Here is a 13,285-nt window from a genome sequence, read left to right on the forward strand (position 1 = left end):
GCCGGTAAGGACAGATTCCGTCGAAGCCGCGAACCTGTAGGAGCCTCAGGTTCCGATTTCTCTAAGTACCTGCCGGACATACTTGGCAGTAGCGCCGGTGCGCTTCGCCAGCGTGGCAACGCGCGCAGCCTCTGGGCCTTCATAGTCGCGCAGCGCGACGATGATTGCGTGGCGCTTTGAGCCTTCGCCGCGGCGCGTTTCCCGGCTTGCTGCAGCGCCTTTCTCGCCGCCGCGCTTGCCCGCCAGCCCGGCCATCGCTAGCGGCTTTGCGCTCGCCATGCTCAACGTTCGGGCCATGAGCTCGAGCTTGTCGGCTATGACCTCATCCTCTCGAGCCTCCAACGCCGACAGCAGCCCATCGCGGTGCCGCTGAAGGGTGATCCTTGCCCCGATGTTGGGCGGCAGCTGCGCAACGCCAGCATCCCAGCCGATCAGATCGAATCCCCACCGCAGCGAAAGCCAAATGCCCCAGGTGTCGGCCAGCTCATCGGGTGCTGCCCCCGCCTCAGCGGGGGGCTTCGTGGGCTTCTTGCCGGTCATCTCTCAGCCTTCAATCTCTGCGGCTTCCAGCTTTTCGTGCAGCCCTTCCAGCAGATGGGCAACCATCCACATGGTGCGGCTCAGGTCGGTATTGCCGAGCGCTTCGGCGCCGGCGCGAATCGTGGGCAGCGCGGCGTCGATCTGGATAGCGGCCAGGTTCACAACCGATGCGAGCGCAGCATCCCGCCGACTCGCCGCAGGGCCCTGCCGGCTGGTGGCGGCTACCAGGTCCGATGCAACCCTGTTGACGCGGCGCAGGTATTCGTCGCGGTCGATGATGCTCATGCCGGCCTCCTCATGCTGGCGGTCAGTGCACGCAAGCCAATCAGCGCCGAATCGACGCGACGCTGCATCGCGAACAGGTAGCTCTCTTGCACCTCATCCGACAGCGCGGCGAATCCCTGCATCCCCTCACCGGTCACGCAGATCAGCATTGCGCGCAGGTCGGTCAGGTCATCGAACAGCGTATCCGCCGCGTCCAGGGTGTCGGGCTTTACAATTGCAGTTGCCATGATCGAAGTCTCCTTTCGGTTGTGGAAGGTGCGGCGGCGGTGATAGCGCACCGTCGTCGCACCGCTTGCTACCGGCGGCTGCCGGATTTCTTGAACTCCAGAATCTTGCCGGTATCGGTGCGCCGGCGATCCAGGTAGTCGGCCCATGCCTGCATCATCTTGCGACGCGCGGCGAGGTGGGCGGTTCGGTTGTAGGCGCGGCCGTTCGGATCGCGCACGGCATGCGCGAGCTGGTGCTCGATGTAGTCGGGGCGGAAGCCCAGTTCCTCATCCAGCAGCGTGCGCGCAATCGCGCGGAAGCCGTGGGCGGTCATCGTGGTCTTGTCGTAGCCCATGCGCCGCAGCGCGGCGTTGAGCGCGGCCTCGCTCATCGGCTTGCGCGGATCGTGGCCACCGGGGAAGACGTGGGCGCGGTTGCCCGTGAGCGGCTGCAGGTCGGTCAGGATCTCGATGGCCTGCCGGGACAGCGGCACCATGTGCGGCTCGCGCATCTTCATCTTGTGCGCCGGGATGTTCCACTCCGCGGCCTCCAGATCGATCTCTGCCCACTCGGCTTGCCGCAGCTCGCCGGGGCGGACGAATACCAGCGGCGCCAGGCGCAACATGGCCTTCACCACGTTGCCGCCGGTGTAGCCGTCGATCGCGCGCAGCAGCTCGCCCACGGCCTTCGGGTCGGTCGGCGCGGGATAGTGCTGCGGCTTCCACGGGGCGAGCGCGCCGCGCAGGTCAGTTGACGGGTCGCGGTCGGCCCGGCCGGTGGCGATGGCGTAGCGGAACACCTGCCCGGCGTTCTGCAGCACGCGGTGCGCGGTCTCCAGTGCGCCACGGCTTTCGATCCTGCGCAGGCAGCGCAGCAGCTCGGGCGCCTTGATCTCGGCAACGGGGCGGCTGCCGATCCACGGGAACAGGTCGTTCTCCAGCCGGCCCATGATCTTGCCGGCGTGCGATGCCGCCCAGTTGGGTGCGAACTTGCCGAACCACTCCCGCGCGACCGCCTCGAAGCTGTTGGCGGCGCGATCCTCGCCGGCCTGCTTCTCGGCCTTCCTGTGCTCGCCCGGGTCGGTGCCGGCAGCCAGCAGCTTGCGGGCGTTGTCGCGGCGGTCCCGCGCCTCGGCCAGGCTCACCTCCGGATAGGTGCCGTGCGCGAGGCGCTTCTCCTTCCCGCCGAACCGGTACTTCTGGCGCCAGAGCTTGCCGCCTGCCGGGGTGATCTCCAGGTACAGGCCGCCGCCGTCGAACAGGCGCTGCGTCTTGTCCGCCGGTTTGGCCTTGCGGATGGCGGTGTCGGATAGGGGCATCTGGGGGCATCCGGAATGGCCAGAATCGGCCGATGCCCCCAAACGTGCCCCCAAATGCCCCCGGATTGCAACGGTCAGCTGCGGACGCGGGCAAACAAAAAGGGCCTGATTCTTGGGGATTTCCCTTAAGAATCAAGCCCTTGACGTACACCAGCGAACAGTGACGGATTGTTAAATGGTGGAGCCAGGGAGGATCGAACTCCCGACCTCGTCATTGCGAACGACGCGCTCTCCCAGCTGAGCTATGGCCCCATGAGGGAGTGGCGATTATACGGGGGCGATTGCGTGCTGCCAACTCCCCGTCGGGATGCTCCCCGGCGCCGTGGCGGACGCTGGGGCTGGCCGCTCAAGATCCTGCCGGCGATGGCGATATCGTGAACGAGGCCATGCCACGTCTGGGGCGCTCTGCCCCGGCTCTTCTTCCCTGCAGGGGGCATCATCATGACGGTCGGTGCGGGAATGCGGTCGATCACGGCGCGTACGGCGCTGGTCCTGGGCGCTGTGGCGGCACTCTGCTTCGCCGGGGCGGCATGGATGATCCAGCAGAAGGCGGCGCAGGTGCAGGAAGCCACCGCCATGGACGAGCTGGAACAGCTGGCCAGGGCGGAGGCGGCGAAGGTCCGGGGCTCCACCACCGAAACCCTGTCCCGCGTCCGTGGACTGGCCGATGCCACGCTGGCGATCATGGCGCGCGGTGACGGCACCCGCGGCGAGGCCTCCGCCCTGGTACGCCGCTTCTCCGAAAACGACCCGGCGATACTGGGCTACTGGCTGGAGATAGAGCCCGACGGCTTCGACGGGCGTGATGCCGAATTCGTCCGCAGTTGGGCCGCGGGCGAACCGACCGGGGAAGCACGCGACGCCTTCGTGGCCGCGCTGGATCCCGCCCAGCAGGTCAGCACCGATGCCGGGCGGATGTCGGTGTACTGGACGCGCGAGCCCTCGGGCAAGGTTTCCCTGCAGGATGCCGTGGGCGCCGAGAACAACCTCGTGGTAACCGGCGACAAGGCCGAAAAATACTACGCAGCGGTCAGGGATCGCGGCGACGAGCTGATGTTCGAACCCTATTCCGACGAGATTTCCGGCAAGCAAGTGCTGATGACCAGCCTGATGGTGCCGCTCAAGGTCGACGGTCAGTTCCGCGGCGTGGCAGGTACCGACATCAGCCTGGATGCCATCCAGGCCAATCTCGCCAAGGTGCGGCCCTACCAGCGCGGCGTGGTGCGCCTGCTATCGCCCACCGGAATGGTGCTGGCGGCACCGGAGAAGGAGCTGCTCGGCAAACCGTGGAAGCAGGACCTGCGCGACGTGCTGGCGGCACTGGCCAGGGGCGAAACGGTCCGCCGGCGCGAGACCGGCTCGTTTGTGCAGGGCGAGGTGTTCCGCGTCTACGTCCCCGTCACCGTCGGTCGCTCGCCGGACGCCTTCGCGCTGATGGTGACCGCACCGGCCGATGCGGTGATGGCCGGCGTGGCCGAGGTCCGCAACCGGGTGATTCTGGTCGGCATCGCCAGCGTGTTGCTGCTCGTGGTGGTCGTGGTGCTGCTGCTGCGCGCACTCGTCGGCGCGCCGCTGCGCGGCATTGTTCAGGGCGTGGACGCGGTGGCTGCGGGCCAGCTGGACTATCCCATCGCAGCAGGCGGCGAGGATGAGGTGGGCCGGGTCTCACGCGCGCTGCGCAAGATGCAGGCCGATCTGAAGGCGCGCCTCGACGCCGAGCGGCAGGTCGCCGCCGAGAACCAGCGGGTGCGGATCGCACTCGACAACGCCGGAACCGCCATGCTGATCGCCGGCGCCGATGGCAGCGTGGCCTATGCCAACCCGGCGATGCGCAACCTGCTGGGGCAGTACCGCCCTACCCTTGCCCGTTACCTCCCGCGCGCCGACCTGGACCAGCTTGAAGGCCAACCGCTGGCGCAGCTGCAGCCGGAACGCAGCTTCGATCCGGCGCGGCTCGACGCGATCGACCAGCGCGAACTGGCATTCGGCAGCGCGGTGTTCGTGCAGACCGCGGCGCCGGTTGTGTCACCCGAAGGCGAGCGGCTGGGCGTGGTGGTGGAATGGCGCGACCGCAGCCAGGAAGTCGCGGTGGAGGCGGAAGTCGGCGAAGTCATCGAGGCAGCTGCCGCCGGAGATCTGTCCAAGCGCATCGAAGTCGCAGGCAAGAGCGGCTTCTTCCGCCGCCTGGCCGAGGGCGTGGACGGCATGCTGGACGCGAACGCCGGCACGATGTCCGACGTCCAGCGCGTGCTCGCGGCGCTGGCCCGCGGCGACCTGACCCAGCGCATCACCGCCGACTACCGCGGCGTGTTCGGGCGGATGCGTGACGACACCAATGCCACGGTCGAGCGCCTGACCGAAACGATGCAGCGGGTGCAGGCCGCAGTGGACGCGATCCGCACCGCCGCACGGGAGATCGCCGCCGGCAACAGCGACCTGTCCGCGCGCTCCGAACAGCAGGCAGCCAGCCTGGAGGAAACCGCGGCGTCGATGGAGGAGTTGACCTCCACGGTGAAGAACAATGCCGAATCTTCCCAACAGGCGCGCCAGCTGGCCACCGGCGCCGCCGACGTGGCTTCCCGCGGGGGCGCGGTAGTCGAACAGGTGGTGGAGCAGATGGATGGCATCACCGCGGCGTCCAGGCGGATCGAGAACATCATCGGCGTGATCGACGGCATCGCCTTCCAGACCAACATCCTGGCGCTGAATGCCGCGGTGGAAGCCGCGCGCGCCGGCGAGCAGGGCCGCGGCTTCGCGGTAGTGGCAAGCGAAGTGCGGGCGCTGGCGCAGCGCTCCGCGGAAGCCGCCAAGGAGATCAAGGGCCTGATCGGCAGTTCGGTCGAACGCGTGGACCAGGGCGCCACACTGGTGGCGCAGGCCGGCGGCACCATGCAGGAGATCGTCGAAGCGGTGCGCCGGGTCAGCGACCTGATGGCGGAGATTTCCGCCGCCTCGCAGGAACAGAGCACCGGCATCGAGCAGGTCAACCAGACCATCACCCACATGGACGGCGTGACCCAGCAGAACGCGGCAATGGTGGAACAGGCCACCGCCGCGGCGCATTCGCTGCAGGAGCAGGCCGACGACCTGGCGGAGGTGGTGGCGGTGTTCCGCCTGCGCTGAGGCGCAGGCGGACGCCACGATCGTTCAGTCGCCCAGGAACAGCGCGCCGATCTCCAGCGCAGTCCTGTACGGCTCCGGGTCGTTGCGGTTGCTGAGCAGCACCACGGTCAGCCGCTGCGCCGGCCAGCGCACGATGACGTTGCGGAAGCCGATGGTTTCACCGGAATGCCACAGGGTGTCGCCGGTGATGCGCCAGCCGAAACCGTAGTGCGCGTCGAAGCCCTCGCCCACCACCTTCACGTGCGGGGCGAACGCCAGCGCGCGCGAGGCGTCCGACAACAGGCGGTCGTCGTACAGCGCCGCGTCCCAGCGCGCCAGGTCGTCGATGCTCGAATAGATGCCGCCATCGCCCAGTACCGCGCTGGTCGAACTCTGGTCGGTGCGCTGCCAGCGGCCGTCGATCTCGCTGTGGCCGAAGGCCCGGTGCGACACCTCCGGCCCCCCGGCCACGTAGGCCAGGCTGCCGTCCATGCCCAGCGGCTGGAAGATGCGGCTGCGCAGGAAGTCCGGATAGGCCATGCCCGAGGCACGCTCCACGACCAGCGCCAGCAGCGCATAGCCGCTGTTGCTGTAGCGGTAGGCGCTGCCCGGCGCGAAGTACAGGCGGTTTTCCTTTTCCAGCAACGCCAGCACCCCGGCGTCACGGATCTGCCCGTCGTACGGCTCCTGCATCAGGTCTTCGTAGTCCACCAGCCCCGAGGTGTGGGTCAGCAGTTGGCGCAAGGTGATCGCGGCGGCGGCGTCCGGAAGCGGCGGCAACCATTTGCGCGCCCGGTCATCGATGGACAGCCTGCCGTCCTGTGCCAGCAGCAGGATCGCGGCGGCGGTGAACTGCTTGCTGACCGACGCCAGCCGGTAAGCAGTGGCCGGGCCGGCTTCGATGTCGCGCGCCAGCTCAGCGCGGCCATAACCGCGCGCCACCACCGCCGCGCCGTCCTTCAGCACCAGCAGGGAGGCGCCGGGCGCTTCGCCCTCATAGCGTTGCATCAGCGCATCGATGGCGGCGTCGCGGGTCGGGGGCGCGGTCACGGGCACGTCGTAATACCGGTCGGGGGAAGGTTCCGGATCGAGGCGGAAATGCCACCACTCCTCGGGCAGGTTGGCGAAACCCTCGGCCGCCATCGCATCGCGCAGCCGGTGGCGGTTGGCGCGCTGGACGGCGCTGACCTCGGCACTGTCGGTATTCGCGCGGGTGCCGAAGAAGTCGAAGGCGGTGCCCATGTCCAGCGGCGTACACGCGGCGCCCCGGGCGTCGCACTGCAGCAGGGTCAGGTCGACGGTGCCGCCGCGGCTGTGCCCGGAGACAGGTGCGATGTAGACGCCACGCAGCTGCGGCTTGTCGAGGTCGGGATAGAACTCGGCCTTGGTGCGGGTATCGGCCGCATCGTCCATCCAGCGCACGAACTGCGCTACCGCGCGCGCCGGGCGGTAGCAGTCGTACACGCGCAGGCGCTGGTGCTGCTTGCGCAGCGAAGCTTCCACCCGCGCCAGCGCTTGCGCGGCTTCGCGCTTGAGCCAGCAGCGGGGCGCCAGGTAGCCGTCGATGGGCACGCCGACGAAGTTGTGGCTGCCGGCGTAGCGGATCTCCTGCGACAGGTCCGGCACCAGCGTGCGGATGTCCACCAGCCCCGCCTCGTCCATGCTGCGCGCGGGCGACAGCACCGGCGGTTCGCCGGCACGCAGCGGCGCAACACAGGCCAGCAGCGCCGCCAGCAGCAATGCCCTACTCACAGCCGCGCTCCCGCACGAAGGCCAAGTCCTCGTAGTCGGAACTGAAATCACCATCGGGATTGAGCTTGGCCATGTGCAACCGGGCCTTGCCGCCCTCGCGGGAGAATGCCAGCCACGCGTTTTCGTCCACCGCCTCGTCGTCCCAGACCAGCAGGTGCCGGTCGTCGAGGCGGCTGATCCGGCCATGCATCTTCGGCGACTTGGCGGCGCGCCATTCCACCGCCTCGCCGACCGCGCAGATCCGCACCTCGCCGAACCACGGGTCGCGCCAGACGCCCAACCATTCACGCAGCTCGCTCGCGGAAACCGGCTGACGCCGGGCGATGTCAGGCAAGGCAGGCTTCGACGCCGCGGCCGGCGGCGGCGTGGCCAGCGCGTCAGCATAGCCAGCCACGCCCAGAGACTTTTCCGGGGCAGTGAACAGCTTGAGCAGCGCGGTGCCCAACACCGTGCGCGCGCTGCCGCCGTCGCCGTTGATCATGAACACGAAGCCGGACTTGCGATCCGGCAACAGCATCATCATCGAATACATGCCGCCCAGCGTCCCGGTGTGCGAGACCGTCCACTCGCCGTCCACGTCGGCCAGGCGGAAGCCATAGGCATAGGCGTAGTAATGGGTGTTATCCCACTGCCGCTTGAGCCGCGAGATCGGCATCGGCGTGCGCGCCTTCCACATCTCCGCGCGCTGCGCCTCGCCCAGCCACGCCTTCTGCGCATCGGTCGGCGCCAGCCAGCTGTTGGCCCAGACCAGCATGTCGTCCAGCGTGCAGCGGATGCCGCCGGCTGGCGCGGAAGCAATCGCGGGAATGATGTCGGCATCACCGCGGGTGCGCACGATCGCATCGCCATCGCGCCCGTGCGGCTGCGCCACGCTGCCGGCGTCCTTCAGGGCGAACTCACCCACCCGGCAGCCGGACAATCCCAGCGGGGCGAATAGCTCGTGCCGCACCAGTTCCTCGTAGGACGCGCCGCCTGCCGCGGCAGCCACCTGCCCCGCCACCACGTACAGCAGGTTGTCGTAGGCATAGCCGGCGCGGAAGCCGTAGGCCGGCTTGATGTGGCGCAGCCCGCGCACGATGTCGTCGCGGGTGAAATGATTGGGTTCCGGCCACAGCATCAGGTCGCCGCCGCCTTCGGGCAGGCCGCTGTTGTGCACCAGCAGGTCGCTGACCGTCATGTGCGCGGTGACCCACGGGTCATGCATCGCGAACGCCGTCAGGTGCTTCACCACGGGATCATCCCACTGCAACTTGCCCTGCTGCACCAGCCGCGCCAGCACCGCCGCGGTCATCGCCTTGCTGTTGGAGGCGATCTTGAACAGGGTCTTGTCCGTCACCGGATCGCCGCTGCCATGCACGGTTTCGCCGTAGCCGCGGGCGAAGACCACCTTGCCGTCTTCGATCACGCCCACCGCGATGCCCGGCAGCCTGTAGCGGGCGATGACCTGGCGCACGGTGGCGTCGATGGCCTGCGGGTCCGGCCCTGCCGGCGCTGCGGCGGATGCGGCGGCCGGCAGCAGCAGGGCCAGCAACAGGACAAGGGCGGGCTTCATGCGCTTTTCCATTCGTTCGCGGGGCGTTCGTCGGCGATCATCGCATCGAAATCCTGGCGCTTGCGGATCACCGCGTAGCGGCCATCCTCCACCAGCACTTCCGCCGCCAGCGGGCGCGAGTTGTAGGTCGATGCCATTGACGCGCCATAGGCGCCGGCGCCGAGGATGGCGACCAGGTCGCCGGCCTCGCAGCGCGGCATGTCGCGCTGCCGGGCGAAGGTGTCGCCGGTTTCGCAGACCGGCCCGACAACGTCGTAGGCCACCTGCTCGCGGCCGGCATCGCCGCCGACCCGCACGATGTCATGCCAGGCGTCGTACAGGCTGGGCCGCAGCAGGTCGTTCATGCCCGCGTCCAGCATCAGGAAGCGGCGCGCGCGGCCCTGCTTTTCCAGCACCACGCGGGTCAGCAGCAGCCCGGCTTCGGCCATCAGCCAGCGACCCGGCTCCACCAGGATGCGTCCGCCGAAACCGGCCAGCGCTTCGCGGATCGCGGCCGCGTATTCAGCCGCCTCCGGCGCCACTTCGCCATCGCGGTAGCGCACGCCAAGGCCGCCACCGACATCGATGCTGGCGATGGCATGGCCGGCGGCTTCCAGCTCCCGCCAGAACGCGGCCATCCGCTGCAGCGCCTCGCGCACCGGCTGCAGGCTCAGCAATTGCGAGCCGATGTGCATATGCAGTCCGTCCAGGCGCAGGTTCGGCCACTGCGCGGCGCCGTCGAACCACGCCCGCGCCTCCTCCGTCGGCACGCCGAACTTGTTCTCCGCCTTGCCGGTGGAGATCTTGGCGTGGGTGAGCGCGTCCACGTCGGGATTGATCCGCACCGACGCCACCGCGACGCATCCGCGGGCGGCCGCGATGCGCTGGATGGCATCAAGCTCCGCACGCGACTCCACGTTGAAACGGCCGATCCCCGCGGCCAGCGCCGCGTCGATCTCCGCGTCGGTCTTGCCGACCCCGGAAAACACGATGTCGTCCGCGGCGATGCCCGCGCGCAACGCGCGTTCCATCTCGCCACCGGAAACGATGTCCGCACCCGCGCCTTCGGCTGCCAGCAGCCGTAGGATCGCGCCGTTGCCGTTGGCCTTGACCGCGTAGCGGATGCCGGCATCCAGCCCCGCCAGCGCATCGCGCAGTGCGCGAACGCGCCCGCGGATCGCCGGCGCCGAATACACGTAAAGCGGCGTACCTTCGCGCGCCGCCAGCGTCGCCAGCGCCACGCCCTCGACCGTACCCGTTGTCGCGTCCATCCAGCGCACTTCCGTTCTGTTCAAAAAAAATGGCGGCCCGGCTAGGGCCGCCTCCAGGGGGAACCGCAAATCAAACAGGGATGCAGCGCAGGGATCAGAAGTTCCAGGTCATGACCAGCTGCGAGTAGCGCGGCGACTGCCAGCGGGTACCGGTACCGAACAGCGCGCGCTTCACGCCCGGACCCTTCTCGTAGCGGGCGCGCACGTTGATCACTTCCTGCTCGTTCAACAGGTTGAAGACCGACAGGCGCACCTTCAGGTCCACGCCGGGCACCGGCAGGGTCCAGGTCACGTTGGCGCCGAGGTTGTAGATCCACGGCATGCGGCCGAACTCGCCGCGCGGCGTCTGCCTGAACACGCGCTCGTTCCACGCCTTGTCGCAGTTCTGCACGCACAGCCAGCCGGAACCGCCACCAGACCCTTCGGTCACGAAACTGCCCGCACCAAGGCTGTCATCCGGCCAGGCCACGCCAAACGCGGTAATCGGACCGCCCGAGAGCGCCGAGAAGGTGGCACCGAACGACCACATCTCGTTGAGCTTGTAGGCGCCGCGCAGCTTGATCTGGTGGCGATGGTCGTTGAACAGGTCGCCGTAGCGCTCGTTGTTGGCCGGGTGGTCCCAGTGCTGGACCATGCCGGTGTCGCCATAGTTGGTATCGGAGTTGACCGGGCCCTCATGGTTGCCCTCCGACTTCGACCACAGGTACGAGGCATTGAACGCCCACTTGTCGTCCCAGGCGCGGTCGATCTGGAACTCCAGCGCCTTGTAGGTGCGCTTGGGCTGGGAGTAGCCGATGACCTCACCGCTGCCGCCCTTCCTGTAGCCGTCCTTGGAGGTATCGATGGTGATCCAGCCGTCGGTGGCACAGCCCATCGCCTTGGTGCCCCAGATCGTCAGCTTGTCGCCGGGGTTGCCGATCGGCCACAGGGTGCCGGTGGGACCACACGGGGTATGGTTGATGCGGATGTCATCCATCGCATTCGGCATGCGCCGATAGGTCGCATTGACGCCCCACGACCAGGCCTGGTTGATCATCTGCTGGAAGCCGAGGATCGCCTCGTCCTGGTAGACCGCCTCGAGATCGCGGTCCACGCTCTGGCGCAGGTCCGCCACCGACAGGTTGTAGGAGTCATCGACCGCACCGATCTGGTTGCCCAGAATCGGTTCCATGTAGGCCGAACCGGTCACCGGATTGGTGGCGGCACGCCAACCGCCCAACGCGTAGAACGTGCGCTCGTCGATCAGGCCACCGGCGAAGTTGTAGTTGATGATGTTGGTGACCGGCAGGTAGTAGCGACCGAGGTTGCCGAACAACTTGCTGGTGCCATCGCCCCGCATGTCCCAGGAGAAGCCGAGGCGCGGCGAAACCAGATTGTCGATCTTGATGAAGCTGGTGCCCGCCGCGGTCTTGTTGTCGAAGCTGTCCACGCGCACGCCGAGGTTCAGCACGAAGCTGGGCGTGATGTTCCAGACATCCTCGAGGTAGTAGGCGTTGGCGGTGGTCTCGAACACGCCGCCATCGACGCGACGACGGCCCATCACGATCGCATTGACGCCGGTGGGGACGGTGGAGCCGTTGTCCAGCACTGCGCCTGGGGTGGCGCCGAACACCGTGTAGCGCATCCCGGTGGTGCCGGGGTAGCGGGTGGTCCGATCGGTGACCATCTCCTCGCGGTCCATGCCGAAGCGCAGCAGGTGGTCACCCAGCGCCCATTCGAAATCCAGGCGGGCCACCTTGCGCTCGTCGAAGTGGCGGACCACGGAAGCGGAGCTGCTGGGATGGCAGCTGACCGCGGGCTTGCCCATCGCGTTGTAGGCGGTGTTGTAGCTGCTGTCGATCAACACCTGCGCGCACTGGGTGTCGGCCGGCGAATACACCAGGCTGCTGCTGCGGTTGATGCCGTACATCGCCTTGGCGGTGAAGTTCTGCCCGAAGTGCCCGGTATAGGTCATCGAGCCGTTCTTGCCGCCGCCTTCGGAGGTGGAAGTGCCGGTGAAGGCACCAACCGTGGCGGTCCCGTAGTCGTAGCCGTAGGCGTCGGTGCCGGTATCGCCCTCGTCGGAGAACGCGAGCAGTTCCAGGTGGTGGTCGTCGTTGATGTTCCAGTCCAGCTTGGTGCCCCAGAAGCCGTTGTCGGACTTGCTGTCGCTCCAAGTGGTGCCGGCCGAATTGGTGTATCGCGAGGAGTTCTGGCGCTGTTCGTACATCGCGAAGATGAACAGCTTGTCCTTGATGATCGGACCCGAAGCCCAGACGTTGGCCTTCATGAAGCTGCTGCGATCGTGGTTGGCCCGGTAGGTCGCGGAGGACGGCTTGCCGTCACCGTCGATACCGTCGAACTGGTGGTCGTCGGCTGCGGCGCGCCATGCGGAGGGCTCGAAGGTCGTCTCGATACCGGCCTTGAACTCGTTGCTGCCCGAGCGGGTGACCGCATTGATCACGCCGCCGGTGCTGCGGCCGAACTCGACCGAGTAGCCACCCGTCTTAACCTGGAATTCCTGGAAGAACGCGAACGGCGCTGCCGAGAAGCTTTGGCGACGGTAGAAGTCGGTGACGTTGAGGCCGTTGATGAAGACCGAGTTCTCGGCCACGGAGGAGCCGCCGAACGACATGCCGCCGAACGAGGAATTGCCGGTGATGACGCCGGGCGCGAGCAGCGCCACCGACGTCAGGTTCTGATCCACCGGCATGCGCGCGATTTCCTCGCGATTGACGTTGGTGGAGGTCTCGGTGGATTGAACGTCCACGCGGTTGACCACCCGCGAGCCGACAACCTGCACCGCATCGAGATTGGTCAGGTTGCCTTCGCTGCCGAGGTTGACCGTGGTGGTGCCGCCCAGCGACACGCTCACCGCCAGCGTCTGGCCCACGCCCTGCCCACCGCGCTTGACCTGCAGGCTGTAGTCGCCTACCGGCAGCTGGCTGACGCGGTAGCTGCCGTCGCTGCCGACGGTCACCGTGCGGCTGGCGCCGGTGGCGTTGTTGACCAGCACCACCTGGTCGCCGGCGCTGGCACGCCCCGCCACGGCACCGGTGGCGCTCTGCGCGAGGACCGGCGAGGCCGCCAGCGACGTGAGGCACAAGCCCATGGCGATACTGAGTACGGACTTGCGCAAATTGCGGGTGCTGCTCATAACCTCTCCCCGGTCGATGATTGGATTGTTCTGGATGCCGCGGCGTGCGGGATTCCCGCCCCTCTTCCGCCATCGGCAGCGACTGTCTTGGCTGTGTAACACGCAGCGAATGTATGGTCAATAATTTATTCTTGGCGTATAAC

General features: G+C 67.7%; 9 protein-coding genes, 1 tRNA gene and 1 pseudogene. 1 reads left to right on the top strand and 10 read right to left on the bottom strand.

What is annotated here, in order from left to right; all coding sequences use genetic code 11:
* Positions 1-45 precede the first annotated feature (45 nt).
* The 5 genes from ICG51_RS02080 to ICG51_RS02100 form a co-directional block, all read right to left on the bottom strand.
* Positions 46-540, bottom strand: coding sequence for a hypothetical protein (locus ICG51_RS02080; RefSeq protein WP_190281387.1), 495 nt, complete (start codon positions 538-540; stop codon positions 46-48).
* 3 nt (positions 541-543) lie between these two features.
* Positions 544-825, bottom strand: a complete 282-nt coding sequence (locus tag ICG51_RS02085; protein ID WP_190281389.1) for a hypothetical protein — start codon at positions 823-825, stop codon at positions 544-546.
* Entirely contained in the window at positions 822-1,052 is a 231-nt protein-coding gene (locus ICG51_RS02090) for a hypothetical protein (protein ID WP_190281390.1), read from the bottom strand. Before ICG51_RS02090 ends, ICG51_RS02085 begins: the two co-directional genes overlap by 4 nt.
* A 68-nt stretch (positions 1,053-1,120) precedes the next feature.
* Positions 1,121-2,350, bottom strand: a complete 1,230-nt coding sequence (locus ICG51_RS02095) for an integrase arm-type DNA-binding domain-containing protein (protein ID WP_190281392.1) — start codon at positions 2,348-2,350, stop codon at positions 1,121-1,123.
* A 176-nt stretch (positions 2,351-2,526) separates the two neighbouring features.
* A tRNA-Ala gene (locus tag ICG51_RS02100) sits at positions 2,527-2,602 on the bottom strand.
* A 207-nt stretch (positions 2,603-2,809) separates the two neighbouring features.
* Between ICG51_RS02100 and ICG51_RS14430 the strand changes: the two genes are divergently transcribed.
* Positions 2,810-5,473 (top strand): methyl-accepting chemotaxis protein, encoded by a 2,664-nt coding sequence (locus ICG51_RS14430; protein WP_190281394.1) that lies wholly within the window; start codon positions 2,810-2,812, stop codon positions 5,471-5,473.
* A gap of 24 nt (positions 5,474-5,497) precedes the next feature.
* Here ICG51_RS14430 and ICG51_RS14405 read toward each other — a convergent pair whose 3' ends face one another.
* From ICG51_RS14405 to ICG51_RS02125, 5 genes and pseudogenes are all read right to left on the bottom strand, one after another.
* Positions 5,498-6,508: a serine hydrolase domain-containing protein gene (locus ICG51_RS14405; protein ID WP_255428748.1), complete on the bottom strand. Its 1,011-nt coding sequence runs from the start codon at positions 6,506-6,508 to the stop codon at positions 5,498-5,500.
* 3 nt (positions 6,509-6,511) lie between these two features.
* Positions 6,512-7,258: pseudogene (locus ICG51_RS14410) on the bottom strand (M15 family metallopeptidase); the annotation flags it as partial.
* Complete coding sequence (locus ICG51_RS02115; protein ID WP_223809492.1) at positions 7,197-8,756, bottom strand: serine hydrolase; 1,560 nt, start codon at positions 8,754-8,756, stop codon at positions 7,197-7,199. The gene ICG51_RS02115 and the pseudogene ICG51_RS14410, both read right to left, overlap by 62 nt.
* The gene (lysA, locus tag ICG51_RS02120) at positions 8,753-10,006 is read right to left on the bottom strand and encodes a diaminopimelate decarboxylase (RefSeq protein WP_190281400.1); all 1,254 of its coding nucleotides are present in this window, start codon (positions 10,004-10,006) and stop codon (positions 8,753-8,755) included. Before lysA ends, ICG51_RS02115 begins: the two co-directional genes overlap by 4 nt.
* Before the next feature lie 94 nt (positions 10,007-10,100).
* Entirely contained in the window at positions 10,101-13,097 is a 2,997-nt protein-coding gene (locus ICG51_RS02125; protein ID WP_223809493.1) for a TonB-dependent receptor, read from the bottom strand.
* Between the last annotated feature and the right edge of the window lie 188 nt (positions 13,098-13,285).

This window comes from Thermomonas sp. XSG, assembly GCF_014678725.1.
Classification (GTDB): Bacteria; Pseudomonadota; Gammaproteobacteria; order Xanthomonadales; family Xanthomonadaceae; genus Thermomonas.

What these genes read in the sequence shown, in the direction of transcription:
- ICG51_RS02125 (WP_223809493.1), bottom strand. Translation starts at nt 13,097, where the DNA reads ATGGGCTTGTGCCTCACGTCGCTGGCGGCCTCGCCGGTCCTCGCGCAG.
- lysA (WP_190281400.1), bottom strand. Translation starts at nt 10,006, where the DNA reads ATGGACGCGACAACGGGTACGGTCGAGGGCGTGGCGCTGGCGACGCTG.
- ICG51_RS02080 (WP_190281387.1), bottom strand. Translation starts at nt 540, where the DNA reads ATGACCGGCAAGAAGCCCACGAAGCCCCCCGCTGAGGCGGGGGCAGCA.
- ICG51_RS02090 (WP_190281390.1), bottom strand. Translation starts at nt 1,052, where the DNA reads ATGGCAACTGCAATTGTAAAGCCCGACACCCTGGACGCGGCGGATACG.
- ICG51_RS14430 (WP_190281394.1), top strand. Translation starts at nt 2,810, where the DNA reads ATGCGGTCGATCACGGCGCGTACGGCGCTGGTCCTGGGCGCTGTGGCG.
- ICG51_RS02085 (WP_190281389.1), bottom strand. Translation starts at nt 825, where the DNA reads ATGAGCATCATCGACCGCGACGAATACCTGCGCCGCGTCAACAGGGTT.
- ICG51_RS02115 (WP_223809492.1), bottom strand. Translation starts at nt 8,756, where the DNA reads ATGAAGCCCGCCCTTGTCCTGTTGCTGGCCCTGCTGCTGCCGGCCGCC.
- ICG51_RS02095 (WP_190281392.1), bottom strand. Translation starts at nt 2,350, where the DNA reads ATGCCCCTATCCGACACCGCCATCCGCAAGGCCAAACCGGCGGACAAG.